Origin of the sequence: Aliirhizobium wenxiniae (assembly GCF_019511445.1) — a bacterium.
GTDB classification, from domain to species: domain Bacteria; phylum Pseudomonadota; class Alphaproteobacteria; order Rhizobiales; family Rhizobiaceae; genus Neorhizobium; species Neorhizobium wenxiniae_A.
The window spans coordinates 99,452-125,986 of sequence record NZ_JAEUAN010000006.1; the positions used below are offsets into that span (position 1 = coordinate 99,452).

The 26,535-nt window shown below is 57.2% G+C and carries 21 protein-coding genes and 1 pseudogene; 13 read left to right on the top strand and 9 right to left on the bottom strand.

Annotation, left to right across the window (positions count from 1 at the left end; all coding sequences use genetic code 11):
* Nucleotides 1-40: 40 nt before the first annotated feature.
* The 3 genes from leuB to JNB91_RS09725 form a co-directional block, all read right to left on the bottom strand.
* The gene (gene leuB / locus JNB91_RS09715; RefSeq protein WP_220325312.1) at nucleotides 41-1,150 is read right to left on the bottom strand and encodes a 3-isopropylmalate dehydrogenase; all 1,110 of its coding nucleotides are present in this window, start codon (nucleotides 1,148-1,150) and stop codon (nucleotides 41-43) included.
* 107 nt (nucleotides 1,151-1,257) lie between these two features.
* On the bottom strand, nucleotides 1,258-1,863 hold the full coding sequence (leuD, locus tag JNB91_RS09720; RefSeq protein ID WP_148143790.1) for a 3-isopropylmalate dehydratase small subunit: 606 nt from the start codon (nucleotides 1,861-1,863) through the stop codon (nucleotides 1,258-1,260).
* A 122-nt stretch (nucleotides 1,864-1,985) separates the two neighbouring features.
* Entirely contained in the window at nucleotides 1,986-2,213 is a 228-nt protein-coding gene (locus JNB91_RS09725) for a hypothetical protein (protein WP_220325313.1), read from the bottom strand.
* Between the two features lie 106 nt (nucleotides 2,214-2,319).
* On the opposite strand from JNB91_RS09725, the gene JNB91_RS09730 reads away from it, so the two are divergent.
* Together JNB91_RS09730 and JNB91_RS09735 are read left to right on the top strand one after the other, a co-directional pair.
* Nucleotides 2,320-3,213: an HpcH/HpaI aldolase/citrate lyase family protein gene (locus tag JNB91_RS09730; RefSeq protein ID WP_220325314.1), complete on the top strand. Its 894-nt coding sequence runs from the start codon at nucleotides 2,320-2,322 to the stop codon at nucleotides 3,211-3,213.
* Nucleotides 3,210-3,416, top strand: coding sequence for a DUF1737 domain-containing protein (locus JNB91_RS09735; protein ID WP_148143787.1), 207 nt, complete (start codon nucleotides 3,210-3,212; stop codon nucleotides 3,414-3,416). The genes JNB91_RS09730 and JNB91_RS09735 overlap by 4 nt, the downstream gene beginning before the upstream one ends.
* Before the next feature lie 10 nt (nucleotides 3,417-3,426).
* On the opposite strand, the gene JNB91_RS09740 is transcribed toward JNB91_RS09735, so the two are convergent.
* Nucleotides 3,427-3,864 (bottom strand): metallopeptidase family protein, encoded by a 438-nt coding sequence (locus tag JNB91_RS09740; protein WP_220325315.1) that lies wholly within the window; start codon nucleotides 3,862-3,864, stop codon nucleotides 3,427-3,429.
* Nucleotides 3,865-4,036: 172 nt separating this feature from the next.
* Between JNB91_RS09740 and JNB91_RS09745 the strand changes: the two genes are divergently transcribed.
* From JNB91_RS09745 to JNB91_RS09760, 4 genes and pseudogenes are all read left to right on the top strand, one after another.
* Nucleotides 4,037-4,954, top strand: a complete 918-nt coding sequence (locus JNB91_RS09745) for an ImuA family protein (RefSeq protein ID WP_220325316.1) — start codon at nucleotides 4,037-4,039, stop codon at nucleotides 4,952-4,954.
* The gene (locus JNB91_RS09750) at nucleotides 4,926-6,413 is read left to right on the top strand and encodes a Y-family DNA polymerase (RefSeq protein ID WP_346269300.1); all 1,488 of its coding nucleotides are present in this window, start codon (nucleotides 4,926-4,928) and stop codon (nucleotides 6,411-6,413) included. The genes JNB91_RS09745 and JNB91_RS09750 overlap by 29 nt, the downstream gene beginning before the upstream one ends.
* On the top strand, nucleotides 6,410-9,835 hold the full coding sequence (locus JNB91_RS09755) for an error-prone DNA polymerase (protein ID WP_220325317.1): 3,426 nt from the start codon (nucleotides 6,410-6,412) through the stop codon (nucleotides 9,833-9,835). Before JNB91_RS09750 ends, JNB91_RS09755 begins: the two co-directional genes overlap by 4 nt.
* 168 nt (nucleotides 9,836-10,003) lie before the next feature.
* Nucleotides 10,004-10,983, top strand: a pseudogene (locus JNB91_RS09760) (class I SAM-dependent methyltransferase).
* A 568-nt stretch (nucleotides 10,984-11,551) separates the two neighbouring features.
* Here the strand turns inward: JNB91_RS09760 and JNB91_RS09765 are convergent.
* The 5 genes from JNB91_RS09765 to JNB91_RS09785 all read right to left on the bottom strand — a co-directional run bounded on the left by JNB91_RS09765 (nucleotide 11,552) and on the right by JNB91_RS09785 (nucleotide 19,258).
* Nucleotides 11,552-12,889: a sensor histidine kinase gene (locus JNB91_RS09765; protein WP_220325318.1), complete on the bottom strand. Its 1,338-nt coding sequence runs from the start codon at nucleotides 12,887-12,889 to the stop codon at nucleotides 11,552-11,554.
* Nucleotides 12,886-13,557: a response regulator transcription factor gene (locus tag JNB91_RS09770; RefSeq protein ID WP_220325319.1), complete on the bottom strand. Its 672-nt coding sequence runs from the start codon at nucleotides 13,555-13,557 to the stop codon at nucleotides 12,886-12,888. The genes JNB91_RS09765 and JNB91_RS09770 overlap by 4 nt, the downstream gene beginning before the upstream one ends.
* A gap of 164 nt (nucleotides 13,558-13,721) precedes the next feature.
* A complete protein-coding gene (locus tag JNB91_RS09775; protein ID WP_220325320.1) occupies nucleotides 13,722-16,868 on the bottom strand; it encodes an efflux RND transporter permease subunit in 3,147 nt (1,048 codons plus the stop codon).
* Nucleotides 16,869-16,871: 3 nt separating this feature from the next.
* On the bottom strand, nucleotides 16,872-17,975 hold the full coding sequence (locus JNB91_RS09780; RefSeq protein ID WP_220325321.1) for an efflux RND transporter periplasmic adaptor subunit: 1,104 nt from the start codon (nucleotides 17,973-17,975) through the stop codon (nucleotides 16,872-16,874).
* Between the two features lie 410 nt (nucleotides 17,976-18,385).
* Nucleotides 18,386-19,258, bottom strand: a complete 873-nt coding sequence (locus tag JNB91_RS09785) for a LysR substrate-binding domain-containing protein (RefSeq protein WP_220325322.1) — start codon at nucleotides 19,256-19,258, stop codon at nucleotides 18,386-18,388.
* A gap of 128 nt (nucleotides 19,259-19,386) precedes the next feature.
* Between JNB91_RS09785 and JNB91_RS09790 the strand changes: the two genes are divergently transcribed.
* From JNB91_RS09790 to JNB91_RS09820, 7 genes are all read left to right on the top strand, one after another.
* Nucleotides 19,387-20,505: an ABC transporter ATP-binding protein gene (locus JNB91_RS09790; protein ID WP_220325323.1), complete on the top strand. Its 1,119-nt coding sequence runs from the start codon at nucleotides 19,387-19,389 to the stop codon at nucleotides 20,503-20,505.
* Nucleotides 20,502-21,383: a carbohydrate ABC transporter permease gene (locus tag JNB91_RS09795; protein WP_220325324.1), complete on the top strand. Its 882-nt coding sequence runs from the start codon at nucleotides 20,502-20,504 to the stop codon at nucleotides 21,381-21,383. The genes JNB91_RS09790 and JNB91_RS09795 overlap by 4 nt, the downstream gene beginning before the upstream one ends.
* Nucleotides 21,380-22,210, top strand: coding sequence for a carbohydrate ABC transporter permease (locus JNB91_RS09800; protein WP_220325325.1), 831 nt, complete (start codon nucleotides 21,380-21,382; stop codon nucleotides 22,208-22,210). The genes JNB91_RS09795 and JNB91_RS09800 overlap by 4 nt, the downstream gene beginning before the upstream one ends.
* Nucleotides 22,211-22,247: 37 nt before the next feature.
* Nucleotides 22,248-23,498 carry an ABC transporter substrate-binding protein gene (locus JNB91_RS09805; protein WP_220325326.1) on the top strand — a complete coding sequence of 417 codons (1,251 nt, stop codon included), beginning with the start codon at nucleotides 22,248-22,250 and terminating at the stop codon, nucleotides 23,496-23,498.
* A gap of 69 nt (nucleotides 23,499-23,567) precedes the next feature.
* On the top strand, nucleotides 23,568-24,410 hold the full coding sequence (locus tag JNB91_RS09810; RefSeq protein WP_220325327.1) for a phosphodiesterase: 843 nt from the start codon (nucleotides 23,568-23,570) through the stop codon (nucleotides 24,408-24,410).
* A gap of 83 nt (nucleotides 24,411-24,493) precedes the next feature.
* On the top strand, nucleotides 24,494-25,180 hold the full coding sequence (locus JNB91_RS09815; protein WP_220325328.1) for an HAD-IIA family hydrolase: 687 nt from the start codon (nucleotides 24,494-24,496) through the stop codon (nucleotides 25,178-25,180).
* Between the two features lie 811 nt (nucleotides 25,181-25,991).
* Entirely contained in the window at nucleotides 25,992-26,399 is a 408-nt protein-coding gene (locus tag JNB91_RS09820; protein ID WP_220325329.1) for an EF-hand domain-containing protein, read from the top strand.
* Nucleotides 26,400-26,535: the final 136 nt, after the last annotated feature.

Here is a 26,535-nt window from a genome sequence, read left to right on the forward strand (position 1 = left end):
GGCACATCGTGCCGGGCCCTTTCCGTTGTATTCTGTTTGCTCAGGCCGAAAGAGCCTTGAATTCCTCCAGAATGGCGTCGCCCATCTCGGTCGTGCCGACCTGGCGGCAACCTTCCGCCATGATGTCGCCGGTGCGGATGCCCTGGTCTAGCACCGTAGCGATCGCCTTTTCGAGGTGATCGGCTTCCGCAATCATGTTGAACGAATAGCGCAGGCACATGGCGAAGGAAGCGATCATCGCGATCGGGTTGGCTATGCCCTTTCCGGCGATGTCCGGTGCAGAGCCGTGAACGGGCTCATACATCGCCTTGCGCTGGCCGGTCTTGGCATCCGCGGCACCGAGCGAGGCGGAAGGCAGCATGCCGAGCGAACCTGTCAGCATGGCGGCCACATCCGAAAGCATGTCTCCGAAAAGGTTGTCGGTGACGATGACGTCGAACTGTTTTGGCGCGCGCACGAGCTGCATGCCGCCGGCATCGGCCAGCATATGTTCCAGCTTGACGTCGGCATAGGAGCGCTTGTGGGTTTCGGTCACGACCTGGTTCCACAGAACGCCAGACTTCATGACGTTGCGCTTTTCCATCGAGCATACGGTATTCTTGCGCGTGCGGGCGAGTTCGAAGGCGACGCCGGCAATGCGCTCGATCTCGTAGGTGTCGTAGATCTGGGTGTCGATACCGCGCTTCTGGCCGTTGCCGAGATCGATGATCTCCTTCGGCTCGCCGAAATAGACGCCGCCGGTCAGTTCGCGAACGATCAGAATATCGAGGCCTTCGACGAGTTCGGGCTTCAGCGACGACGCGGAGGCCAGCGCCGGGTAGCAGATTGCCGGGCGCAGGTTGGCGAAAAGCTCCATATCCTTGCGCAGGCGCAGGAGGCCGGCTTCCGGACGGACCTCATAGGGAACCGCATCCCATTTCGGGCCGCCGACGGCGCCGAACAGAACGGCATCCGCCGCCATTGCCTTGGCCATGTCCTCTTCGGAAATCGCAACGCCGTGCGCATCATAAGCGCTGCCGCCGACAAGGCCTTCGTCGAGCGAGAAATCGGCCTTCATCGCATCGTTCATATAGGCGATGATCTTGCGCACTTCGCCCATGGCTTCAGGGCCGATGCCGTCACCGGGAAGAAGGAAGAGGTTCTTTGCCATTCGTCTCATGTCCTTGCAGTTCTTACAGGCTCACAATCCCTCACGCAGCCTTGCCGCGTCTGGAAATCCCTTGTCCGAGCCTGTCGCAGGACAAGGGGTCTTGTCCATCAGAGCCAGGGGCGATCGCTGCGGTTCTTCGTTTCGAAGCTGGCGATTGCAGCATCGCTTTTCAGCGTCGAGGCAATGTCGTCCAGTCCTTCGAGAAGGATCTGGCGACGGCCGGCGTCGATATCGAAATGAAGGCGGCCACCATCCGGGCCGGTGATTTCCTGGGCTTCAAGATCAACCGTCAGGATAGCGTTCGAGCCGCGCTCGGCGTCATCCATAAGTTTTTCCAGATCTTCGGGGCTGACGACGATCGGCAGGATGCCGTTCTTGAAACAGTTATTGTAGAAAATGTCGGCGAAGCTGGTGGAAATCACGCAGCGGATGCCGAAATCCAGCAATGCCCAGGGAGCGTGTTCGCGGGACGAGCCACAACCGAAGTTGTCGCCGGCAACGATGATCTTGGCATCGCGATATGCCGGCTTGTTCAAGACGAAATCGGGGTTCTCGGAACCATCCTCGCGATAACGAGCCTCGGCGAACAGGCCCTTTCCGAGGCCGGTGCGCTTGATCGTCTTGAGATAGTCTTTCGGAATGATCATGTCGGTGTCGACATTGACAACCGGAAGGGGGGCGGCAACGCCCGTCAGCTTTTCGAATTTTTCCATGATCGGCCTCCACGAAGACTTTATAGCGCTGCCATAAAGTATTTTCGGGAGAATTTGAAGTCCGATTCAGTACCAATCGGTACGCCGCCTGTTGGCGGCTGTAATCTCGCTGGTTTCAGGACTTACATGTCGATGATGGTGCCGCGACCGTCGTTCCAGACGCGCATGTCGCTCTGCTTGTTCTTCGCGCGAACCGGCACAGGTTTCAGCTTGCTCGAAAGCATCTTTCCAATGGAAAGAATGGCAAGCGTTCCCATGAATGCAATCGTCAGCGATGCCGTCAAAAGAGCAGCCGCAGCGAGCAGGGCAATTGCCGTGACGATAACGAAAAAGGACCGAATGTTTTGCATGTCCAAACCTTTCTTCGTGTGAAAATGTGGGCCTTGTCATTCCGGCTTGCAAGAGGTTCGTTCGGGTTTGATTGCCGGGATCTCAAAATATTGGCAAAAGAAGGCGATGAAGTTCTTGAAAAATCATATTGCGCCGGTTCGCCGTTCGCTTCTCAGCGTTCCTGCCGACAATAGGCGCGCTTTGGAAAAAGCGCCGGGTCTTGATTGCGATGGCGTGATCTACGACCTCGAAGATTCCGTTGCGCCCGAGAAAAAGGCGGAAGCACGCGACAATCTTGCGAATGCCTTCTCGCAGCAGCGCCAGTCGCAACAGGAGCGGATCATCCGCATCAATCCGCTAGAAAGTGGGCTCGGGGAGGACGATCTGAAACTGGTCGTACAGATCCTGCCGGGCGCGGTTGCTCTTCCCAAGGTCGAACATGCCGATGAAATCGCTGCAGTGGCCGACATGCTTGCCCGGTTTTCTCCAGGAAAGCCGATCGCTTTGTGGGCGATGATCGAGACGCCGAAAGGTGTTTTGAATGCAACTTCGATTGCTGCGGCGAAGAATGGCCCGGAATGCCTTGTGGTCGGCTTGAACGATCTGCGCAAGGAGACCGGGGTTTTGGCGCAGCCGGGGCGGGCTTATCTCGTGCCGTGGCTGATGCAGATCGTGCTTGCCGGCCGCGCCCATGGTGTCGATGTAATCGACAGCGTGTTCAACGATTTCAAGGATGATGCCGGTTTTGCCGCCGAATGTGCGCAGGGCAGGGCGATGGGCTTTTCAGGAAAAATGCTCATTCATCCGGCGCAAATCGACATTGCCAATCGGCATTTCGGACCGGACCCGCAAGCCATCGCTCAAGCGGAGGCGATCGTTTCGGCTTTCGAGCGGCCGGAGGCGCAAGGTCTCAACGTTATCAACCTTGATGGAAAAATGATCGAGCGCCTTCACTTCGAGGAGGCTAAGACACTTCTGGCGCAGGCCGCCATGATTTTTGCAAGAAAGAAGTCCCAATGAAACTTTATCGACTGCTGACCGCTCCGGATGACGCCTCATTCTGCCACAAGGTGACGGCCGCCCTGAACAAGGGATGGGAACTTTACGGTTCGCCGACCTATGCCTTCAACGCTGCAACCGGGATCATGCAGTGCGGGCAGGCGGTGACGAAAACCGTAGAGGGCAAGGATTATCATCCGGATATAAAGCTCGGCGAGCAATAAGTGCCGCGGGTCAGCGCTGGGTGGCATTCTCGGCGCTGGCTTCGATCCGTTCCATATCCTCGTCGCTCAGGCCGAAATGGTGGCCGATTTCGTGGATCAGGACATGGGTGATTATATCGCCCAGGGTTTCCTCGTTTTCAGCCCAGTAGTCCAGGATTGGGCGGCGGTAGAGCCGGATCCGGTTCGGAAGCTCTCCCGTTTCGACGGTAAACCGTTCGGAAATCCCACGTCCTTCGAAAAGCCCAAGCAGATCGAACGGCGTTTCCAGCGCCATGTCCTCAAAAACGTCGTCGTCCGGGAAATCTTCGATCTCAATGGTGAGATTGGCGGTGAGGGCCCTGAATTCTTCCGGAAGATGACCATAGGCATCGATCGCAAGCGACTCGAACGTGCTTATCGTTGGCGCATGGCGATCCTGCCAGTCGTCGGTTTGGTCAATGCGAGCCATTGGTTCTCCCTTTGTGAGAGACATATAAGGCCGATGATCCTTTTTTTCGAGATAAGAATCATCGCTATAGCAAATGAGGAAAAGATTCCTGTCCAGTGATGATTGACTCTCCTGCCGGGCTCTGGAATCTATAAGAACATAAAGTGAACATCAAGAATGGAGAGCTGACGCCATGGCCCATGCAGCCGCGGCGCAGGAGAAGCTATTTGCCCTGCGCGAACAGATCGCCAGATTGGAAGGCAGAAGCCTGCCGGCAATGGCGGCGGCGAAGATGGAGAATTTTGCCGCCCGATCGAGCGGCGAAGAGAAATTGTCCTTCGATATCGCGGCTCTCGACGATGCGCTGAGTGGCGGTCTGCCGCTCGATTGCATTACCGAAATCCGTTCCGGATCATTCTCCGATGCCGGCGCGGCAACCGGTTTTTCCCTTTCGCTTGTCGGGCTGATGAAGGCGCGCAAAGCCGCTGCAGGTCCGATGTTATGGATTGCCGACGGATTTTCCACTTCCGAAATGGGCATTCCTTATGCCGGAGGCATCAGGCAGTTCGGCATCGGTTCCCGGACGATATTTCATGCATCGCCTCGCAGGCTGGAGGATGCCCTTTGGCTTGCGGAAGGGGCGCTTGAAAGCAAGGCATTTATCGCGACGATCTTCGAAATCCATGGAAACCCCAAAGCCTTCGGCCTGGCGGAAAGCCGAAGGCTCAGTCTTCGGGCAAAGGCGGCAGGGCGGCCGCTTTTCCTGCTGCGGCATGCAGGGGAGGAGGAGGCGAGCAGTGCTTCCTTTCGCCTGTTTGTTGAGCCGGCTCCGGCTCTGGAGCGACGCCTTCCGGATGGCAGCATGCTTGGCGGCAGCATCGGGCATCCGGTTTTCAACATCACCCTGGAGAAGAGCCGAAACCCGGCTCCTCTCAGCTTTCGTCTGGAGTGGAACCTTCATGACCGCCAATTTCACCTCGCCCGAGATCCAGGCAAATCTTCTTTCCACAAGTGGCCAGCGCATTCTGGCGCTTCACTTTCGGTATCTGCCGACCGACAGGATTGCCCGAAAGCTCTGGGGGATGTCGTGGCGTTCGAAAGGGCGTCCTGACCATCCTCCGATCATCTGTGCCGGCAGGCGCGATAACGCATTGCGGCTGGTTGCAATCGATGAAGTGGCGCAGAGACGCAGCCTGAAGCGCGGGCAGGGGCTTGCCGAAGCGCGAGCGATGTATCCCGACATTGATGTCTTCGACGAGGATGAAAGAGCCGATTTTGCCCTTCTGGAGGCGATTGCCGACTGGTGCGATCGTTACACGCCGCTTGTTGCCTTGGACGGAAAGGATGGGCTTTTCCTCGACATTACCGGTTGCAGCCATCTTTTCGGGGGAGAGGATGCGATGCTTCGTGATGTTCTTGCCCGGCTTTTTCAGATGGGGTTCGACGTGCGCGGATCGATTTCGAGCACGCCGGGCCTGTCCAGCGCGATCAGCCGGTTTGGGCGTGGCGGGGTGATCGCAAGAGAGAATATGGCAGCAGCGCTGGGAGCCTTGCCCGTACACGCACTTCGTCTCGATGAAAAAACGGTTGCTTCGCTTTTGAAGCTTGGCCTGAAACGCGTTGCAAACCTTCTGTCCATGCCAAGGGCGCCGCTTGCCCGCCGGTTTGGTGCGCAAATGCTGATGCGGCTCGACCAGGCACTTGGAACGAACGAGGAAGCCATATCGCCACGACGCCCGGTGGCGCCGCTTTCCGCCGAGCGCCGGTTGGGCGAGCCGATCCAGACGCAGGAGGATATTCTCGGCATGACAGCCGAGATTGCGTCATCCCTCAAGCTGAGCCTGGAAAATCGTGGTGCCGGCGGCAAAGTGTTCGAACTTGTTCTCTTCCGTGTTGACGGGCGGGTGTTTCGGATTTCGGCAGGCGCTTCGCGCCCGTTGAGAGATCCAAAGCGGATTTCTGGCCTGTTTTCAGAGCGCCTCAATGCCATTCATGACGATCTGGATGCAGGTTTCGGCTTCGAATTTTTGCGTCTCAACGTGCTGCAGCATGATGTCTTCGATGAGCTTCAGGCGGATTTTTCAGGAGAAGGGGGGCGGGAGACATCGCTTGCGGATTTCATCGACAGGGTGTCCGCCCGGTTCGGCGCAGGTTGCCTCCAAGTCTATCAGCATCGACAAAGCCACATTCCGGAACGTGCCGAAATCTTCATTCCGGCGATTGCAGTACTGGAAAGGCAGCCTGAGCGCAGCGAAGCTATGCCATTCCTGCCGCAAGCCGATCGCCCCTTGCGGCTTTTGCGCAGTCCGGAGCCAGTCGAAGCTTTTGCAGCCCTCGTCCCCGATGGACCGCCGCAGCAATTCCGCTGGCGGCATGTGATGCACATTGTCACCCGAGCCGAAGGGCCGGAGCGGATCGCACCGGAATGGTGGATCGATGACGAGAACGCAAAGGAGCGCGATTATTTTCGTCTCGAAAGCGAGTTTGGGCGGCTTTTTTGGGTTTTTCGGCTTGGTCGTTACGGGGATGACCCGCCCCCGACATGGCGTATCCATGGGGTCTTCGCATGATGATTGAACCCAGATTTTTCGAGATCGGCGCCAAGACGAATTTCTCCTTTCTAGAAGGAGCGACGAGGCCTGAAGAGATGGTCGTGGCCGCCAGTGTGCTTGGCCTTTCCGGATTGGGTGTTGCCGATCGCAATTCCGTTGCCGGGGTGGTTCGAGCCTATAATCAGTTCAAGGAGATGACCGCGGTTTTCGAGCGGCAGAAGGAAAAGAGCAGCGAGGCTGGTGAGAAAGAAGCGATCGAGGCCTGCCGGTTTCAACCCGGCGCCAGGCTCGTTTTTGCAGACGCTACGCCGGATGTTCTTGCCTACCCGAAGAACCGTAAGGGCTGGGCTAATCTTTGCCGGCTGCTCAGTATCGGCAATCTGAGAGCAGAGAAGGGGGCCTGCATTCTGGAAGAGTGGGATCTTCTGGAATGGTGTGACGAGATGATGCTGGCGGTCGTGCCGGATTTTTCCCGCGCCGAAGACAAGGCCTATCTGGCGGATCTCGATGAGCGGCTTGCTTCGTATCGGAAAAGATTCCGCAAGAATATCTACCTTACCCTGTCGCCAACCTATGACGGGCGCGATCCGTTCGTTTTTGCTGCTTTTTCCCGGATCGCGCGGCAAAGCCGCGTGCCGCTGATCGCGACGAACCTTCCGATCTTCAGCCTACCTTACCGGCGCTCGCTGGCGGATGTGGTAACCGCCATTCGTCATCATGTGACGATACAGGAGGCGGGTTTTCGGCTTGCTCCGCATGGAGATCGGCATCTCAAACCGGCATACGAGATGGCTCGGCTCTTTCATGCCTATCCGGATGCGGTGGAGAACACGGCGGTATTTTTCGACAGGTTGAGTTTCTCACTCAAGGAACTGGAGCATAATTATCCGGACGAAAGCGTGCCGGGAGAAACCGTTTCGGAAACGCTCGAGCGGCTGACATGGGAGGGAGCGCATAGGCGGTTTCCTGAAGGCATCCTGCCGGAAATCTCGAAACAGATCCGCTACGAACTCGGTCTCATCAAGGAGATGAAATACGAGCCTTATTTCCTGACTGTCCGCCATATCGTGTGGCATGCTCGATATGAGCTGAAAATTCTTTGTCAAGGGCGTGGTTCTGCCGCCAATTCAACGGTCTGCTTCTGTCTCGGAATAACTGACGTTAACCCCACTCTTACGACCCTGCTTTTCGAGCGCTTCATTTCGACGGAGCGGAACGAACCACCGGATATCGACGTCGATTTCGAGCATGGTCGGCGCGAAGAGGTTATCCAGTATATTTACAGCCATTACGGTTATCGCCATGCCGGGCTGACCGCGGCAGTGACGAGCTATCGAACCCGTATGGCTGGCCGTGAGGTCGCCAAGGCCTTCGGATTGTCGGAAGACGTTCAGGCCGCGCTCTCAAGTACCGTTTGGGGCTGGTCGGAGGACGGGCTATCGGAGCGTGATGCCAAGGTCGCAGGTCTCGATATCACTGATCCCTTAACGAAGAAAGTCATTGCCCATGTACGGGAGTTGATGGGCTTCCCTCGACACCTCACACAGCATGTCGGCGGTTTTCTCATTACCCGCGACAGGCTCGACGAGGTGGTGCCGATCATGAAAACGGCGATGCCGGGCCGTTATATGATCGAATGGGATAAGGATGATCTCGATACATTGAGCCTTCTGAAGATCGATGTTCTGGCATTGGGCATGCTGACCTGCCTGAAGAAGGCTTTCGAGCTCTTGCGGCACCACTACGATCGTGAAGAAACATTGGCAGGCCTTCTGCAAAAAGGCGAAGATCCGAATGTTTACGGAATGATCTGCCGGGCCGATACGATCGGTGTCTTTCAGATCGAAAGCCGGGCGCAGATGAGCATGTTGCCCAGGCTCAGGCCCGAAAAATTCTATGATCTTGTCGTCGAGGTGGCGATTGTTCGACCCGGTCCCATTCAGGGCAACATGGTTCACCCCTATCTCAAACGTCGGGAGGATCAGCGACTTGGAAAGCCTATAGATTATCCCAGCCCGGATCTCGAGCGTGTTCTGGAAAGAACACTGGGTGTCCCGTTGTTTCAGGAACAGGCAATGCAGATCGCCATTACTGCAGCCGGTTTTTCGGCAGCGAAAGCGGACAAACTTCGGCGCTCAATGGCGACATTCAAGCGATCCGGCCGTGTCAAGGAATTCGAGCGCGATTTCATCAAAGGAATGCGCGAGCGCAATTATTCCGAAGAGTTCGCAAAGCAGTGTTTCAGCCAGATCGAGGGATTTGCCGAATACGGGTTTCCGGAAAGCCATGCGGCGTCATTCGCTCTGCTCGTCTATGCGTCCTCCTGGATCAAGACCTATTATCCGGATGTCTTCTGTGCGTCCCTGCTGAATTCACAGCCCATGGGTTTTTATGCGCCGGCGCAGTTGATCCGGGATGCGCGCGAGCATGGCGTGAGCGTGTTTCCGGTCGATATCAATCACTCGGAATGGGACTGTACGCTGGAAGCGGTACCATTTAATCCGGGCATAGTCGATCGGCGTCATGCAAGCATGCGGGATGTCATCGAGACCCGCTACGGAATAAGGCTCGGCTTCCGCCAGGTTAAAGGCTTGAGCGAAGATGACATGCGCAACAAGCTTACGGCCAATCGCGATGAGGGCTACCGGAGTGTTCATGACCTGTGGCTCCGGTCCGGGCTGGACAAGGTTAGTCTCGAACGGCTTGCCGATGCCGATGGTTTCGGTTCGATCGGTTTGAGCCGCCGCCAGGCCTTATGGGCGGTGAGAGGGCTGGATGTGAAAGCCGCTCTCAACCATGATAACCTGTTCGGGATGGCCGGGCATGCGGATTTTCGACCTGAGCCTCAGGCTCATCTGCCCCTGATGCTGCCGGGAGAAGAGGTGATCGAGGATTACCGCCATCTGTCGCTTTCCCTCAAGGCTCATCCGGTGTCTTTCCTGCGCGAGGAATTCAACTCGATGGGCATTGTGCGAAGCGTTGATCTTCTCAACATCCGAAACAGTCAAAGGGTAACGATCGGCGGCATCGTTCTGGTGCGACAGCGTCCGGGTTCCGCGAAAGGCGTAATCTTCATGACGCTGGAGGATGAAACGGGCGTTGCCAATGCGATTGTCTGGCCGAAAATCTTTGAAAAATATCGTTCCGTGGTCATGGGGGCACGCTTGGTGAAGATCCGGGGGAGGCTGCAAAGCCAGAGCGGGGTCATTCACACGGTCGTCGAGCATATCGAGGATCTGACGCCGATGCTGGGCCTGTTGCAGAAGGAAGCCAGACGTTTCGGTGATCCAAGATCCGATGAGGCGATCAAATCCGGCGGCGGATCATGGAGACCGAAGGCACATTCGATTGCTTTGCCCCTTAGGAAGCTTTCCGATCCCACAGATCTAAAGGGAGCCGATCCGGCCCAAGTCATGCCTAAGGGACGGAATTTCCATTAAATTCGCTTACCGCCTTACTCTATAATGTATGTGATATGGGACATAACGGGCCGGTCCACATTCCATCTTGAAGAAATGCAGCAGCGATCCGAATGGGCTGCGTTTGATTGGATTAATATGTGTGGATGTGCTAATCTACGTTTGCGGTTTTGTGCCTGGGAGGCTTCGATGCGTGAACCAGATATGCAGAAACTCGACACATTGGTTGGCCGCCTCGTCGGCGACGTAGGTGCAGCCGTCACGGGAGCGCTAGTCGTGCTCGGCGACCAGGTAGGTATTTTCAGGGCAATGGCGGATGGCGAACCGGTCAAGGTGGCTGAACTGGCGGCCCGAACAGGTGTGAAGGAGCGATACCTGAGGGAATGGCTCAGTGCTCAGGCTGCCGCCGACTATATCTGCTACGACGAGCGAACGGATCGCTTCAGCCTGTCGCCGGAACAGGCCATGGTTTTCGCCGAAGAGAACAGTCCGGCCTTTTTCGTCGGTGCATTCGAAATCGTTCAATCCATGTGGATGGACGAGCCAAAGATTGCCGATGCCTTCCGAACGGGCAAGGGCGTCGGTTGGCATGAGCACAGCAATTGCCTTTTCCGAGGGACCGAACGGTTCTTTCGTCCCGGCTATAACAGTCACCTCGTTGCCGACTGGATTCCCGCTCTCGATGGCGTAGAGGCAAAACTCAAGGCTGGGGCCAGTGTTGCAGACATCGGATGCGGCCACGGCGCATCCACAATCCTGATGGCGCAGGCATATCCAGCTTCGCGGTTCATCGGGTTCGACTACCATGGACCGTCTATCGAAAGGGCAAGAGCGACCGCCGAGAGTGCAGGAGTGGCGGAGATATGGGGGATCCGGTCGGTGCCGGGCGGCATGTCAGGGATACGCTTGCGCCGGGAGGAACATGGATGATCGTTGAACCCTTCGCGCATGATCACCTCAAGGACAATCTCAATCCGGTGGGGCGTGTCTATTATGGCGCGTCAACGATGATCTGCACGCCGGCCTCGCTTTCTCAGGAGGTCGGACTTGGGCTTGGCGCACAGGCGGGCGAGTTGAGGCTTCGCAAGGTTGCGCTTGATGCAGGATTTACGCATTTCCACCGAGCAACGGAAACGCCCTTTAACATGGTGTTTGAGGTAAGGGCTTGAGCTTTATTCGTGGTTGCCTAACTCCCACGGTATCGGCCATCCCTTGCAGGTGTGTGCAACCGTCGTGCTTGAGATTATCAGAGGTGCCGGTTTGCTGTTCGGTCAGAATGCTCTGGTCCCCAAAACTGGACCGTTCATAACTGGAGTTTTCCGCGTTAAACTCCCGGCTGGAACGACAGGAGCCGCTTTCGAGAGTGCCTGTTGGGATCGGTCGACATTTCGGTTTCCCAAATAGTTTGGGCGCTGTTTCATAAAACATCGTGTTTGCCACTAAGACTATGAAACTCAGCGCCAATTACGTAAACAATCGCGCTTCCCACCAAAATTTCGAGCAGCGACACCAACCGATTTCGCTCTTGAGCGGAAACGAACCATCAATCGGTGCATGATACCCCTCAAGTGATTGTATTTATTATTAATTCAGGCCGCGATCGAACGAAATAAGGTGTCTCTAAATTTTGCTCGACACAAACGGCGTAACTTAGCCGGAACAGCTACATCAAATATTCTTTTCGCCATTACGACAGCAGCGGGTGATTGATGTATTCATACTGCTGTTTATATCGCCCTACTGCTTCAATATCAGCCGGAAACGGGCGCCGAATCTCTGGGAAATAATGCCGACTTGCCCGTTATGTAACTGGGCAATCTGACGAACGATGCTCAGGCCGAGCCCCGCTCCTGTCGATTTCGGCTTTGACCGGTAGAATGGCTCGAAGACCTTATCACGTTCCTCCCGTGGCACGCCTGGCCCGTCATCGACGACATCTATCCATCCGTGTCGAGAGATCTCTACACGGATATTACCTGAACCACCCCCGTGTTCGATAGCGTTTCGAATAAGATTGTTAACCGCTCGCTCGAGCGAATCTCTGTCGCCGTTGATGACGACCGCCCTACTCTCCGCATCAAAGCCAAGCTCATAACCCGCAGAGATTGCAAGCGGCGCGCTTTCCGCAACGACCTTTTGGCCGAGTTCGACAAGATCGATCTGATCCCAAGACTGGATCGCTCCAAAGCGCTGCATATCAAGAAGCTGTTCCGCCGTCTGAGCAAGCCGCTGAACGTCCATGAGCAGCCTTTCCTTCTCTCCACTAGGGCCGAACGCTTCCAGCCGGGTCTGCAATATGGCGATCGGCGTTCTGAGTTCGTGAGCCGCATTGGCGAAAAAGCGCCGCCGTTGCGTCACATCTTCATCAATACGGCCGAGAGCAGAGTTGAATGCATCAACTAACGGCTGGAGCTCTTCAACAACGTCCTCTTTGGGCAAACGAATGCCGAGGCTGTTTGCGTCGATCGACGCCGCGTGACTGATTGTCCTCTTAAGACCGGAAAGAGCACGGCCGACGAGAATCGGCAGGGCCAAGAACACGAGCCCGATCGGGATCAACGTAAAGGGTATGTAGAGTACACTCATGCCCAGCATGATCTTCATAAGATATGAGCGGCTTACGACGGTCCCCCCATACAAGACCTTGACCTTGCCGGCCTGCGTATCGAGTTCGGAAAAATTCGCGGTGAGCGGCGAATTATCCTCTCCTCGGATGTCAAGGAAATGAATATCACCGATGATAGGAAGAAGGGCCTGATATTGAGGTGGCAGCGTCCCTAATCCCACCTGTCGGCCATCGGGATGTACGGCAAGGAACCAGAATAAGGGCGCTGCGTCCTTCAGTCTCTGCAAGTCGTCTGTGTGATAAACGGCGAGGGCACCATTCTCCGACCGGATGGCGGCCGCAATGACGGGCCTTACCGCCTCGTCCGCGTCGTGCTTTGTCGGCAAAAGATAAGCTAATAGCACCAGGAAACCGATGTTCATGACGATCATCAGCGCGCCCAAGACGATGGAAAAACGAAGAACCAGTCTGCCTTTCAAGGATCGGCGGCTGAACATCTGAAACTTCATGTTCCCTTCATCAGATAGCCGATGCCCCTTATCGTATGGATCGTCATACACGCACCGGCATCGGCAAGCTTCCTGCGAAGGCGGGAAACATGGCTGTCCAGCGCATTGGACTGGATCTCGTCATCATAGCCGTACACGGCCTCCTCGAGGGTTGCCCTTAGCACCGTCTTTCCGATACGCCGCGCCAGAATTTGCAGAACCAGCATCTCACGCCGCGTCAACGGAACGACAGAACCACTAATCTTCAACTCCTGGTGATCGAGATCGATCTCAACATTCCCTTCCGCAAAGACCTTACTGATATAGCTTTCCGAACGGCGCACGACTGCACGCAAGCGGGCCATGAGTTCGTCGGCTAGAAAAGGTTTTCCGAGATAATCATCAGCCCCATCGTCTAGACCATCGACCCTTTCACCGGGTTCATTTTGTGCTGTCAGCACGATCACAGGTGTCTTGTCGCCAGCATCTCGCATCTCCCGCAGGAGTGCCAAACCATCTCCATCCGGCAACTGCCGGTCGAGAATAACGGCATCATGGACATTCGAAAGCAACGCCTCGCGAGCATTTTCGATGGACGTCATGTGATCGACGATGTGTTTCTGCTGGACAAGGACCGCCATAAGCGCACGTGCCATTTCCACTTCGTCTTCAACCAGCAAAAGTCTCATGGGCTCGTGGTCCAAATTACCTCTTCGCTTGGGGGCGCATCAGATTTCATTCTCTATTCCCAGGATGGTTCCTCCACTCAGGCAAAAACGTTGCAGCAACATTACGTTCAATTGTCGTTGACAGCAAAATGCGAACGCCCGAAGAGATCCATCTTGCCGGAGGATCAATTTTCATCATTGACTGATGGTATCGACCTGTCTCTCGCATAACGTGGTGCCGGTTCAAACGATCGCCTAACACGCTGCGCCAGCGCGTCGAGATAGGTCAGAACGACCGGCACGAAGACAAGCGTCAGCAGTGTCGATGATATCAGGCCACCGATCACCGCATGGGCCATGGGAGCGCGCTGCTCGCCACCTTCGCCCAATCCGAGCGCCATCGGCAACATTCCGAAGATCATCGCGAGTGTCGTCATGACAATCGGGCGGAGCCTGACCGCCCCTGCATCTGCAAGGCTCTGCTTCAGGCTTTTGCCTTCGCGTACGCCCAGATTGGAGTAGTCGACAAGCAGGATGGCATTCTTGGTGACAAGGCCCATCAGCATGATGAAGCCGATCATTGAGAACATGTTCAGCGTCGAGCCGGTGGCGAGCAGGCCGATCAACACACCGATCAGGGACAGCGGCAAGGTCATCATGATTGCGATCGGCTGGATGAAGGAACCGAATTGTGAGGCGAGGATGATGTAGATGAAGATCACCGCCAGCACGAGCGACTGCACCGCATAGCCCATGCTCTCGGCAAGGTTTTCGGCATCACCGCCGAAAGAGATGCGGTATCCGACGGGAATGTCCATGGCAGCGATCGCCGCATTCAGATCTGCCGTCACATCACCCAGTGCCCTGCCCTCGATGTTGCTCGATATGCGCACTTCCCGCGAAAGGTCCTTGCGGGCAATGGCATCGGGCGCCGTGCTCTCGACGATATCCGCTACCTGATCCAGCAGAACGGTGATCGGCTTGCCGTCGGCGTCGGTGCGGCTGGTGGAGATGGTGAGATTACGAAGCTGCGCCGCATCCCGTCGTCCGGTGGCGGGCAGCCTCACCATGACATCATAGCTTTCGCCGTCCGGCGCATTCCAAACCGAGATTGCATCACCTGCCACCAGCGGCCTGAGCGTATCGCCGATCATGGCAATCGATACACCGAGATCGCTCGCCGCCTCACGGCGAACCCGGACCGCCAATGTCGGCCGCACATTCTCGATCGACGATTCCACTTCGGTTGCTCCGGGAATGGAGGAGAGCGCGGTGGTGATCTGGTCGGAAATGCGCCTTAACCCCTTCTCTCCGTCGCCGAGTATCGAAAGCTGCAGCGGCTTTTGAGAGCCCCCGAGGCCCGTCGACTGTCCGACGGAGATTTCAAGCCCGGCGATCCGCGCGAGCCGCTGGCGAATGAGATCAATGCTCTGGGCCGTGGTCAAGTTTCTGCCGGCGCTTGGAACGAGTTGCACCGCCACATTCGCCTGATTGAAGCCACGCGCTCCACCGGAATTGATCGTCGAATAGATGCTGGAAACATAGTCGAGTTCCCGGAGAGCCCGCTCGACCTGTCCGACCTTGGCCGCCATGTAATCGAGCGACGCGCCCTCGTCGGCCTCCAGCGAAACACTGACCTCCCCTTGATCCGCCGTCGGCAGGAACTCGGCGCCAATGCGTGGTACGAGCGCCAGACTCCCGAAAAACAGTGCCACGACTACCCCGATGGTCGTCTTGCGATGATCGAAAGTCCAGTGGATCAGCGAGCGGTATCTTTCGGCGAGCCCCTCGAACCAATGATCGAACCTCTCAACCAGGCGTCCTACAAAACCTCGTTTGGCGCCTTTTTCAGACTGGGGATCATACCAGACACTCGACAGCATCGGATCAAGCGTGAAGGACACGAAGAGCGAGATCATCACGGCTGCGGCAACCGTTACGCCGAACTGTAGAAAAAAGCGTCCGATCAGTCCGCCCATGAAGGCGACGGGCAAGAACACAGCAACGATGCAGAGCGTGGTGGCGAGCACGGCAAGCCCGATCTCGTTGGTGCCGTCGAGCGCAGCCTGCACATGGTCCTTGCCCATCTGCAGATGTCGCGTGATGTTTTCGCGCACGACGATCGCGTCGTCGATCAGGATGCCGATCGACAGTGAAAGCGCCATCAGGGTCATCGTATTCAAAGTAAAACCCAAGGCGTAGATAACGGCAAATGTACCGACGACCGAGATTGGCAGCGTTAGGCCTGTAATTACCGTCGAGCGCCAGGAATTGAGAAAAATGAAAACGATCAGCACGGTGAGGACGCCGCCCTCAATCAGTGTCCGTTGCACCTCTGATACCTGTGCAGCGATTGCACGCGAATTGTCGCGCGTGATCGTCAGCTCGACATTTTCCTTAGCCAGTTCCGTATTGAGGACCGCGATCTCATTGCGCAGGTCGCTCGCAACCTGAACCGTATTGGCACCTTGAACCTTGACGATATCGAGCCCGAGCGACGGTACGCCCTGATAGGTCGCGCGGCTCGTCACCTCGGCACCTGTATCGAGAACGCTAGCAACGTCCGAAAGGTAGACGGGGTAACCGCCGCTCTGGGCGACGATGATGCTGTTGAAACCGGCGGCATCGACAATGCGCCCTTCCACCGTGACGATACGTTGGTTGATACCCGAAATCAGTGTGCCGGCTGCACGATCCTGGTTCTCGCGCCGGATGGCATCCATGACGCTCGATACTCCGACCCCGTACGCTTCCAGCCGATCCGGATCGACCAATACGAGAACCTGGCGCTCGCTGCCGCCCACGAGTGAAATCTGGCCGACGCCGGAAATGACGTTCAGCCGATTTGTGATAACGCGATCGGCAAGCGTCGTGATGTCGGAGAGAGTTCTGGTCGACGACGATGCCGCAATCGACAGGATCGGTTGGTCGTCGGGATTGAAGCGGGTGACCTGCGGTGTATCGACCCCATCGGGAAAGCCTGCCTCGAGCCGTGCCACCCGATCACGCACCTCCTGCGCGGCAACCTGTGAATCGGTATCGAGATCGAACTGCACGACGACGATTGAGCGTCCCTCGTAGGATTCAGATGTGATCGTATCGATGCCGCCGATCGTGTTGAGAGAGGATTCTATGGGCCTTGAAATCTCGCTTTCGACCGATGCCGGCGATGCGCCGGTATAGGTAGTCGCGACAACCACGATCGGGAGGTCTGTTTCGGGGAACTGATCGACTCCAAGGCGGCCGTAGGAAAACAGCCCCACCACCATGATTGTCACCATCATCATCGTGGCGAAGACGGGGTGAGCGACGCTGATACGGGTCAGGAACATCGCTTAGCTCCCTTCAATCAGCACTGACGTGCCGGCCACAAGGTCCGGTAGCGGTGCGGTGACGATCACGTCTCCCTCGTCGACACCGGAGACCTGTACAAGATTGCGGTCGGTCCAGCTTGTGCCGATATCCACGGGCTGGCGACGCAGGATGTCATCCTCCACCTTGAGCACGAAAGCCCCTTCGGCATCATGCCGGATCGAGGCGACGGGCAGAGCGATCACATCTTTCTGATCATCGACCTTGAGGATGCCCGTGGTGAACATGCCACCACGCAAAAGACCTTCATCGTTATCTATAGCGACAAACACGCGCACCGCTCGCGAGCCCGCGACCGCTGTCGGTGAGATACGCATGACTTCGCCGACAAAGCTACGTCCGGCAAACCCCTCGACATTCAGCTCCACCGGCTGTCCAAGCTGCACGAGAGGAATGCGGCTTGTTGGTACGCCAGCGTCGACCTCCATGCGACTGAGATCGACAAGGCTCATCAGTTCGGTGTTGAGCGGCACCGTCTGTCCTTGGTCAACGACACGAGATGCGACGACACCATCAAATTCCGCCCTCATTTCCGCATAGGCTAAAGATCGTTCGGCATCAGCAACCTCGGCCTGCTTGGATCGAAGCTGAGCACGAAGGTTCAGAAGGTTTGCCTGCGCTTCGAGCCGGGTCGCTTCGGACGCTGCACCACGCTCGCCGAGTGTAGTATTTCGCTCCAGCACCACTTCAGCAAGCTCGATCTGTGCGCCGAGCGCATCGATCTCGGCCTTGCGCGCGGTGACGGCAGACGCAAGCGCCTCGGTATCGAATCGCACCAGGAGATCGCCCTTCTTGACCACATCGCCGATCCGGACAGGAAGTTCGACGACGGTAGAGGAAACGCGCGAGGTCAATGTTGAACGCCGGATAGGCGCGAGCGATCCGGCGATACGTACCTCGGTCGCTATATCCTGCCGCACCGCCCGTCCGACATCAAGCTGAGACAGTTCGACCGCCGCGCCTGAATGCTCCTGGGCTGTAGCAGAAGGCAGAACCGCAGACAGCCCGATCAAAACGATAAGGACCTCAAGGAGTAAGATGCCGCGATGGCGTATGAGCATCGTCATGGATGACCTCGATTTCATTTGGCTGAGGCGCTAAGCCGGGCGACACCTTACCGATTGCAAGTGTGCCCACAGGCTTGGCGAACGACGCCATCCAGCATTGTTGCGGTCGCTCGCTATCGCAACTGGTCAGGCTTCAACTGCCGAACTGAGATTGCAGGAACATTACGCACCCGCAACAAATTGCCTGCTGTGATGAACGTCAAGCATGGATGCGGCGAGTTGCGAGACTGTCGTCCTGATACCGGGTTCGCTTATGTTTGACCCGCAAGCGACCGACGCTTGCCTTGCTTTCGCACTGGTATTCAGAGCTTGGCAAGGTCACCAGAAACCTGCCGTTAAACGCGGACGCCAAAATTTCGCTCATACATTCGATACGACAAACTTAGTACGTTAACCGCTGCGACGAGATGTTATTCCACCAAGGCCATTAATGCGCGCACTTCCCGTCGCCTCATATTTCGGGTCAGGCATGCCACATGCTCGACGTAAACCTCGTCAAGTTCGGTTATGGGAAGCCGAGTTACCCGGCTGTCCGTACGGCTGACCGCAAGTTCGAACATAAAGCCTATACCCAATCCTTGATGTACTGCCTCGTAAACTGCCTCCCGCTCACCGAGAGACAGAGCTGGGTTCAGGTTTATGGAAGACTTTCTTATTGCCATGTTCACTGCTGACTGGGTGAGAGAATGATCATTCCGGAAAATCAGGGGCTCATCGACGAGTTCATGCAGGGAAACAGGCAAGCCCCGTTTTGCCAGCGGATGTTCCGAAGGCAATAATGCGATCGCTCGCTGCTCCATGTAGGATGCGCGCGTAAGACCATCTTCTTCCGGCACGCCGGTCAGAATGATCGCATCGCATTGCTGTTCATAAAGCGCCGTGGTGACGCGATGCCAGTTACCGAAGTTAGCGGTAACACGCACCCCGGGATAACGGCGTCTGAATTCAGAAATCAGCGCCATGGCCGGGTTGGGAGCGCCACACATGATGGTGAGCTCACCCGTCTTCAGAGCACTCGACGCGCTCAGGATATCGGCTGCAACTTCTTCGATGACGTTCAGCTCACGCGTTTCCTGAAACAGGGATTTGGCAAGTGCCGTCATGCGTGCGCCATCACCTGTGCGCTCGAACAAAAGCACGCCATAGCTCTGTTCCATGGCTTTGACCTGCGCCGTTACGGCGGGCTGACTGAGCCCGAGGCGGCGGGCGGCAGACGAAAAACTGCCTTCCTTGGCGACGGCGTTGAACGCGCGCAACTGGGCGTAACTGAGCTTGGAGCGCATGGCAGACGGTTGCCTCTGATGAATGGCGATCTGATAGGCGGTATAAATAGAATTTATAATGCGTCATTCGGATGTAAAATTTGTGAAATATCTCCCCGGCCATCGAATGAACTTTCAGGACTTCAAGCATGGCCGGCGTAAACATCAGATCTGTCGCAAAGACATTCGGGGAAACCCATGTGCTCAAGGGCGTCGATCTGGACATCCGTGACGGCGAATTCATCTCTCTGGTCGGCCCGTCGGGCTGCGGCAAGTCCACGCTGCTGCGGATCATTGCCGGGTTGGAGCAGCAGAGTTCTGGAAATATCCTGCTTGATGGTACGGCCGTCGACCGGATGCGGCCGCGCGACCGTGATCTCGCCATGGTCTTTCAGTCCTACGCGCTTTATCCGCATCTGACGGTGGCGGAAAATATTGCCGTGCCCCTGATCATGCGTCGCCTTAACGCAACCGAGCGTTCGGTGGTGGGAGGACTGCTCCCGTCCGGCAGGGGGAAGCGCAAGGAGATTGCCGCAGAGGTGGAAAGGGTCTGCGAGGCGCTGTCGATCTCCATGCTGAAGGACCGCAAGCCGGCCGCACTTTCCGGTGGTCAGCGTCAGCGTGTGGCGCTGGCCCGCGCCATGGTGCGCAAGCCGAGCGCCTTCCTGATGGATGAGCCTCTTTCCAATCTCGACGCGAAAATGCGGGTCCAGGCGAGGGGCGAGATCGCCGCGCTTCACCGCCAGCTGGGTTCCACCTTCATCTATGTCACGCACGATCAGGCCGAAGCGATGACGATGTCGGATCGTATTGCTGTGATGATGGGCGGTGAAATCCTGCAGATCGATACGCCGGACCAAGTCTACCAGATGCCGCAGGATCTCCGTGTCGCCGAGTTCATCGGCAGCCCGAAGATCAACGTCCTGCAGGCGGCGATGTCAGAAAATGGTGCTCTGGCGTTCACCTCCGCAGATACCGACAGCAATCGCGTGCATGCAGCTTTTCGGCCGGAAGCGGCGCGGCTTGCAGGTGAGGCTGAGGCTGCGCTTGGCGGCACCATCCATCATATAGAGAATCTTGGCGCCGATCTTTTCGTTCAGGTGATGACAGCGGGCGGCGATCTCGTCATCGTACGCTGCGATCCGTCCGGCATTCGCCCGGCGATCGGCGATAAGGTCGGCATCCATGTCGACGAGACGCGCCTGCATGTCTTCGGCGCCGACAACAGACGCATCGCCGGTGCCTTCCGGCTGGAGGGTGGCCGATGAGCCTTTCCGCCAGCCAGAACCGGGCCGGCCTTGCCCTCATCGCGCCGGCTTCCGTGTTGGCCCTGCTTTTCCTGATCGCGCCGCTCTCGTCAATCTTCGTGCTGGCCTTTACCGACTACCAGCTCGGCGACCGCAGCCTGAGTTTCGTCGGGCTCAAGAATTTCGAGGCGTTGGCGGATGATCCGACCTTCTGGAAGTCCCTGACCAACACGCTGATCTATTCCGCCGTCGTCGTGCCGGGCTCGATGCTGCTCGGCCTTGTCAGCGCGCTCCTCATCGATGCTGGCACCTCGCTGCGATCCTTCTATCGCACCGCTTTCTTCCTGCCCGTCATGGCGAGCCTTCTTGCCATGGCCGTGGTGTGGGAATTCATGCTGCATCCAAGCTTCGGTATCGTCAACGCCACGATGAAGGCGCTGGGATTTGCCCCGCATAACTGGCTGAAGGACGGCGGGATCGCGCTCTATGTGCTCGCGGTGATCGGCATCTGGCAAAGTTTTGGTTTCAACATGGTCCTGTTCATGGCCGGCCTCTCGGCCATCCCGCGCGACCTCTATGACGCAGCCGAAATGGACGGGACGCCGAATGCCTGGGCGAGGTTCAAGCTGATCACATGGCCGCTGCTGGCGCCAGTCACCGTCTTCGTCGCCGTCACTTCCGTCATTCGCTCCTTTCAGGTCTTCGATACGGTCCATGCCCTGACCCAGGGCGGTCCCAACAAGGCAACAGAAGTGCTGCTCTATACGATCTATGCCGAAGGCTTCGAGTTCTTCCGCAGCGGCCATGCAGCAGCGATCACCATCGTCTTCATCATGCTCGTCGTCGGTGTCAGCCTGCTGCGTTTCGTTTCCCTCAAGAAGAATGGAGCAAGCGCATGATGCCCCGCTCTTTCGCCGCTTCTGCCTTTCGCCATGCCGCCCTGCTTTCTATCGCGACTTTTGCGCTTCTGCCCTTCGCGGTCATGGTTTCGACCTCGATCAAGCCGGCCAACGAGATCTTTTCCGATACGGTGCGCTGGTGGCCGCAAAAGCTCGCCATGATCGAGAACTACTCGGAAGCGTTTTCCGCAGCGCCCCTGATGCTTTATCTGGTCAATGGCGTTGTCGTCACGGCGGCGATCTTCTTCCTGCAGGTGCTCGTCGCTTTGCCGGCCGCCTATGCGCTTGCCAAACTGCGCTTTTTTGGCCGCCATGTCGCTTTCGGTTTCGTGCTCTTTTGCCTGCTGATCCCCTATCAGGCGATCGCCGTGCCGCTGTTCATCCTGCTTTATTATGTCGGTCTGCTCGACAGCTACAGCGCGCTGGTCCTGCCTTTCACCATCTCGGTCTTCGGCATTTTCCTGATGCGACAGTTCTTCATGGGCGTTCCCGACGATCTGGTCGATGCGGCCCGCATGGACGGCATGTCCGAATTGTCGATCGTCTGGCGCGTCATGCTGCCGGCGGCGGTTCCCGCACTCACGGCTTTCGGTGTCTTCTCGGTCGTCGCGCACTGGAACGACTATTTCTGGCCGCTGGTCGCCGTGTCGAGCGACAGTTACTTCACGCCGCCACTCGGCATCATGGCTTTTCGTAATGCCGAGGCCGGCAACGATTTCGGCCCGCTCATGGCCGCCGCGACCATAATCGTCGCTCCGCTTCTCGCCCTGTTCCTCCTGGCACAACGGCGCTTCATCGAAGGCATCGCCTTCACGGGCATCAAATAACCGCAACCCAACATCCATCCACGACTGGAGACTATGAATGAGAATGATCCTGACCGCCGCAGCGCTGTCGCTGACGGCTTCCATGGCGCTCGCCCAGACCACGATCACCGTACAGTATCCCTATCCGGAACTGTTCGACGAAACCCAGAAGCAGCTCGCTGAAGCGTTCAGCAGGAAGCATCCTGACATCAAGGTCGAATTCCGCACGCCCTACAAGGAATATGAGGATGCCGCACAGCGGGTGTTGCGCGAAGGAATTACCGGCAATGTGCCGGACGTCACCTTCCAGGGCCTGAACCGCGTTCGCGTACTGGCGGACAAGGAAATCGCCGTCTCGCTCGATGACTTCATCGCCAACGAAAAAGACTTCGACGCCGAAGGTTATCATGACGGCATGCGTCAGGCCGGCGCCGTCAACGGCAAGGTCTATGGGCTTCCCTTCGCGATCTCGCTGCCGATCGTCTATTACAACATGGACCTCGTGAAGAAGGCCGGTCTCGACGAAAACAGCCTGCCGAAGAGCTGGGACGAAATCATAGAGCTTGCCAAGAAGATCAATGCGCAAGGCGAAGCCGATGGTGTGATGGCCGAGTGGTCGATCACCGGCAACTGGCTGTGGCAGGCCATGGTTTTCGCCAATGGCGGCACGATGCTCACTGCTGACGAGACCAAAGTTGCCTTCGATGGCGATGCCGGCAAGCAGGCGATAGCTACGCTGGCACGCCTTGCCACCGAGGCCAAGTCTCCGAATATGACGGCCAACGACATGCTGGCGGCCTTCTCGGCCGGCAAGATCGGCGTCATGGTCACAACCACGTCGCGCGTCAATGCTGTTACAAAGCAGGTCGGTGACAAGTTTGAACTGAAGACCGGCGTCTATCCGGATATCAAGGATGGCGTCACGCGTCTGCCGGCCGGTGGCAATGTCGCCATCATCACGGCAAAGACAGAAGAGAAGCAGAAGGCGGCATGGGAATTCCTGAAATTCGCCACCGGCCCGGAAGGCGGCGCGATCATGGTCCGCACCACCGGCTACATGGCGCCCAATACCAAGGCTGCTGATCTGCTCAAGGATTTCTACACCCAGAATCCGAACCAGGCCGTCGCTCTTTCCGAGCTTCCCTACCTGACCGGCTGGTACGCTTTCCCGGGCGATAACGGCCTGAAGATCACCGACGTCATCAAGGATCACATGCAGTCGATCATGGATGGCACCCGCGCCAAGGAAGCCGAGGCCGTGCTGGCCGAGATGGCAGCTGACACCCAGGCGCTTCTGCCGCGTCGCTGATTACCGACAGGGCGTCGCGTGGCCGCTTCAGGCGGCCACGCGACGATCGTTCAAAAAAGGATATCCGTCATGAAGCTCATCCACCTGACCGACACGCATTTCGTCCCCCAACCCGCAACGCTCTTCGGCCTCGATCCGCGCGAGCGTTTCGATGCGGCGCTGAAGAGCATCACGACGGAGCATTCCGATGCCGACCTACTCGTCATCACCGGCGATCTTGCCCATTGGGGTGAAATCCCGGCCTACGAAGAGCTTCAGAAGCGTATCGCGACGAACCCGATCCCGACGGTGCTGCTTATCGGCAATCACGACGAACGGACGGCTTTCCGCAGCGTCTTTCCGGAAGCGATGGATGACGGCAACGGTTTTGTGCAGGGCAGCCGCGTCGTGGATGGCCATCGGCTGATATTCCTCGACACCAAGCAGCAGGGGACGCATGCCGGCGCCTATTGTGCAGCACGACGCGCCTGGCTCGAAAAGGAACTTTCCGAAAGCCACGAACCGGTTCTGCTGTTCATGCATCACCCTGCCTTCCCGGTCGGGATTTCCTCGATGGATATGCTTTCACAGCAGGACGCCGGTGCCTTGTGGCAGGTGCTGGAACCGCATGCCCGGCGTATCCGCCATATCTTCCTTGGACACATCCATCGGCCGATCTTCGGCAACTGGCACGGCATTTCCTTCTCGCTCATCCCCGGCCTCAACCATCAGGTTCCGCTCGCACTTCATCCGCATGGTGACGATATTCCGGGAAGCCACGAGCCGCCGGCCTATGCCGTCGTCTCGATGAATGAGGATAGTCTCGTCGTGCACCTGAATTACTTCCTTGATGCCACAAGGCGCTTCCCGCTCGATGGTGACGAGGTAAAGGGCCGCGACTACGCATTGAGCTTCCCGGCCGACAAGGCCTGACACCAACTTAAATCTCATCCGATATCCGAACACAGGAAGCACGCTTCCTGTGCCGGGTTTCCGCTGGCCTGAAACACATCGACATGCATGAATTTAAAGACGTAGACGGTGTCCTGTTCGATCTCGATGGGACGCTTATCAGCGGAAACCACGCACTCCCCTGGGCACGCGATCTGATCGACGCCAGTCGCGGCCATTTTGCCATCGTCACGAACGACGCCGAGCACACCGCGTCTGAAATCGCCATCCTCATGGGAGGCTTCGGGTTCATCGTTGCCGAGGAACGGATCGTCACCGCGGGGATGGCGGCGATCCGTCTGGCGGCGGAGGAAATGCCGGGGGCAAAGCTCTTCATCGCGGCAAGCGCGTCGCTTCAGGCATATGCGCGAACCCTGGGTCTCAATCTCTGTCAGGAACGGCCGGATGTCGTCCTCATCGGTCGAGACCGAAAGTTCTCCTATGACACGATCCGGTCGGCGGCCAATTTCGTACTGGCCGGAGCGAAACTCGTAATCTGTAATCCTGACCTCACCCATCCCGGCCGGGAAGGAAGCATCGTTCCGGAGACCGGAGCGCTTGCGGCATCCATTCTGGCCTGTACGGGACCTGTGCCGCACCAAATTGTCGGAAAGCCGGAACCCGGCATATTCCTCGCCGGAATGAAATTGCTCGGCACCTCTCCCGATCGCACGCTGATGGTCGGAGACAACCCGGAAACGGATGGCAAGGGGGCCATTAGCGTTGGGATGAACTTCCTAAAGGTCGGTTGATACCGACTGGATGATTGTTACGGTTGCTTTTTTGTCCGTAATCTCACATCCCCTTATTAAGGTGGCAAACCCGGCTAGCCTATGGATTGTGAACCATCTTCAAGAGGGATGCGCGCGAAACAGCCGCTCATGAACTCGGCCGCTATTGGCAGGAATAATCCGACAAACTCGCAGTGATGGCTACGCTGCGACAATCAAGAACTTCCAAACAGAACGCATATCCGTGTCCGTCCTCATCCCGATGAAGCCGGTCGCCTAGCGTGGGGCGTTGCAAACCGTGCGCACACTCAAGAGCTTAGAAGCAGACCGCGGCTGCCTCAAGCAGTTTGAATCATCCCTCTACTCTTAAGTAGATCGATCAGCTCTAGCGACCTTAGCAAGCGCTTGAGCAGAAATTAACCTGCCTCCTTCCCCTCGCCTGCAATGTTCTCGCAATGTCGGGAGCTGATTTCTTGCCCTCCGGTTTCCAACCGAAATGAAAACTGCGCCACAGTTGGCGCTGGGAGAATGAGATGCAGGCTAAGCGGAAGTTACTCGGTCGCCCCATCGTGGCCGTTTCACTGGTCCTTGCGTTAATGCTTCCGGGCATAGCGCAAGCGGGAAAGAAGGAGCGCGCTATCGCGCTCGGCATAGGCATGCTCGGCGGAGCACTGGCCTCCAACGGCGACCCACGTGCTGTGATTGGAGGAGCGGTTGCGGGAGGCTTGATTGGAAGCGCAACGCAACGCGATCGTCGTGAATGGCGTGACGACCGTAGATCTTGGCGTGACGACAGACGCTGGCGAAATGATCACCGCCGACATGGCCGTGAATGGCGCTGATGAAAGGAATGACCGAAATGAAAACGATACTTGTCGCTGCAGCGATCGTGATGGGAGCTTTGATCGCGCTTCCCGTAATCGCACAAGAGCAAAAAGCCGCCGATCAGCAAATGATCGACAAGGCTTTTGACGGCATAGACACGAACCAAAATGGCTCCATCGATCGCGCCGAGTTGGGTGTCTACCTCCAAGCCATCGTCGATAAGCAGAGGGCTGACTTCGACGCCGCTTTCGCCGAAATGGATACCAGCAAGGACGGAAAGATCGACAAGGAAGAGGCAAAGGCAAACTCCATCATCGCAACATATTTCGACCCTCTGGACACGGACAAGGACGGTTTTCTGTCGAAGGTAGAAATGGACGCAGCAATGGAAGCCGCGGCGAAAATGAAAAACTGACCTTCGTCAGTATGACTGGCAGATTTCCCTGCATGGCCTGTCGCAAGGCGGTTCTCCAGTCCCGCGCTTGCGACAGGCGGCACTTGGTCGAGTTCCAGCAGGCTGCCTCGCCCTGACCTGCACAAGGCAAACGGTA

Coding starts and splice junctions, on each gene's coding strand:
- JNB91_RS09780 (WP_220325321.1), bottom strand. CDS start 17,975: ATGACGATGCTCATACGCCATCGCGGCATCTTACTCCTTGAGGTCCTT.
- JNB91_RS09770 (WP_220325319.1), bottom strand. CDS start 13,557: ATGAGACTTTTGCTGGTTGAAGACGAAGTGGAAATGGCACGTGCGCTT.
- JNB91_RS09740 (WP_220325315.1), bottom strand. CDS start 3,864: ATGGCTCGCATTGACCAAACCGACGACTGGCAGGATCGCCATGCGCCA.
- JNB91_RS09790 (WP_220325323.1), top strand. CDS start 19,387: ATGGCCGGCGTAAACATCAGATCTGTCGCAAAGACATTCGGGGAAACC.
- leuB (WP_220325312.1), bottom strand. CDS start 1,150: ATGGCAAAGAACCTCTTCCTTCTTCCCGGTGACGGCATCGGCCCTGAA.
- JNB91_RS09735 (WP_148143787.1), top strand. CDS start 3,210: ATGAAACTTTATCGACTGCTGACCGCTCCGGATGACGCCTCATTCTGC.
- JNB91_RS09815 (WP_220325328.1), top strand. CDS start 24,494: ATGCATGAATTTAAAGACGTAGACGGTGTCCTGTTCGATCTCGATGGG.
- JNB91_RS09820 (WP_220325329.1), top strand. CDS start 25,992: ATGGCGCTGATGAAAGGAATGACCGAAATGAAAACGATACTTGTCGCT.
- JNB91_RS09750 (WP_346269300.1), top strand. CDS start 4,926: ATGTCGTGGCGTTCGAAAGGGCGTCCTGACCATCCTCCGATCATCTGT.
- JNB91_RS09725 (WP_220325313.1), bottom strand. CDS start 2,213: ATGCAAAACATTCGGTCCTTTTTCGTTATCGTCACGGCAATTGCCCTG.
- JNB91_RS09795 (WP_220325324.1), top strand. CDS start 20,502: ATGAGCCTTTCCGCCAGCCAGAACCGGGCCGGCCTTGCCCTCATCGCG.
- JNB91_RS09745 (WP_220325316.1), top strand. CDS start 4,037: ATGGCCCATGCAGCCGCGGCGCAGGAGAAGCTATTTGCCCTGCGCGAA.
- JNB91_RS09755 (WP_220325317.1), top strand. CDS start 6,410: ATGATGATTGAACCCAGATTTTTCGAGATCGGCGCCAAGACGAATTTC.
- leuD (WP_148143790.1), bottom strand. CDS start 1,863: ATGGAAAAATTCGAAAAGCTGACGGGCGTTGCCGCCCCCCTTCCGGTT.
- JNB91_RS09805 (WP_220325326.1), top strand. CDS start 22,248: ATGAGAATGATCCTGACCGCCGCAGCGCTGTCGCTGACGGCTTCCATG.
- JNB91_RS09810 (WP_220325327.1), top strand. CDS start 23,568: ATGAAGCTCATCCACCTGACCGACACGCATTTCGTCCCCCAACCCGCA.
- JNB91_RS09765 (WP_220325318.1), bottom strand. CDS start 12,889: ATGAAGTTTCAGATGTTCAGCCGCCGATCCTTGAAAGGCAGACTGGTT.
- JNB91_RS09785 (WP_220325322.1), bottom strand. CDS start 19,258: ATGCGCTCCAAGCTCAGTTACGCCCAGTTGCGCGCGTTCAACGCCGTC.
- JNB91_RS09730 (WP_220325314.1), top strand. CDS start 2,320: ATGAAGTTCTTGAAAAATCATATTGCGCCGGTTCGCCGTTCGCTTCTC.
- JNB91_RS09775 (WP_220325320.1), bottom strand. CDS start 16,868: ATGTTCCTGACCCGTATCAGCGTCGCTCACCCCGTCTTCGCCACGATG.
- JNB91_RS09800 (WP_220325325.1), top strand. CDS start 21,380: ATGATGCCCCGCTCTTTCGCCGCTTCTGCCTTTCGCCATGCCGCCCTG.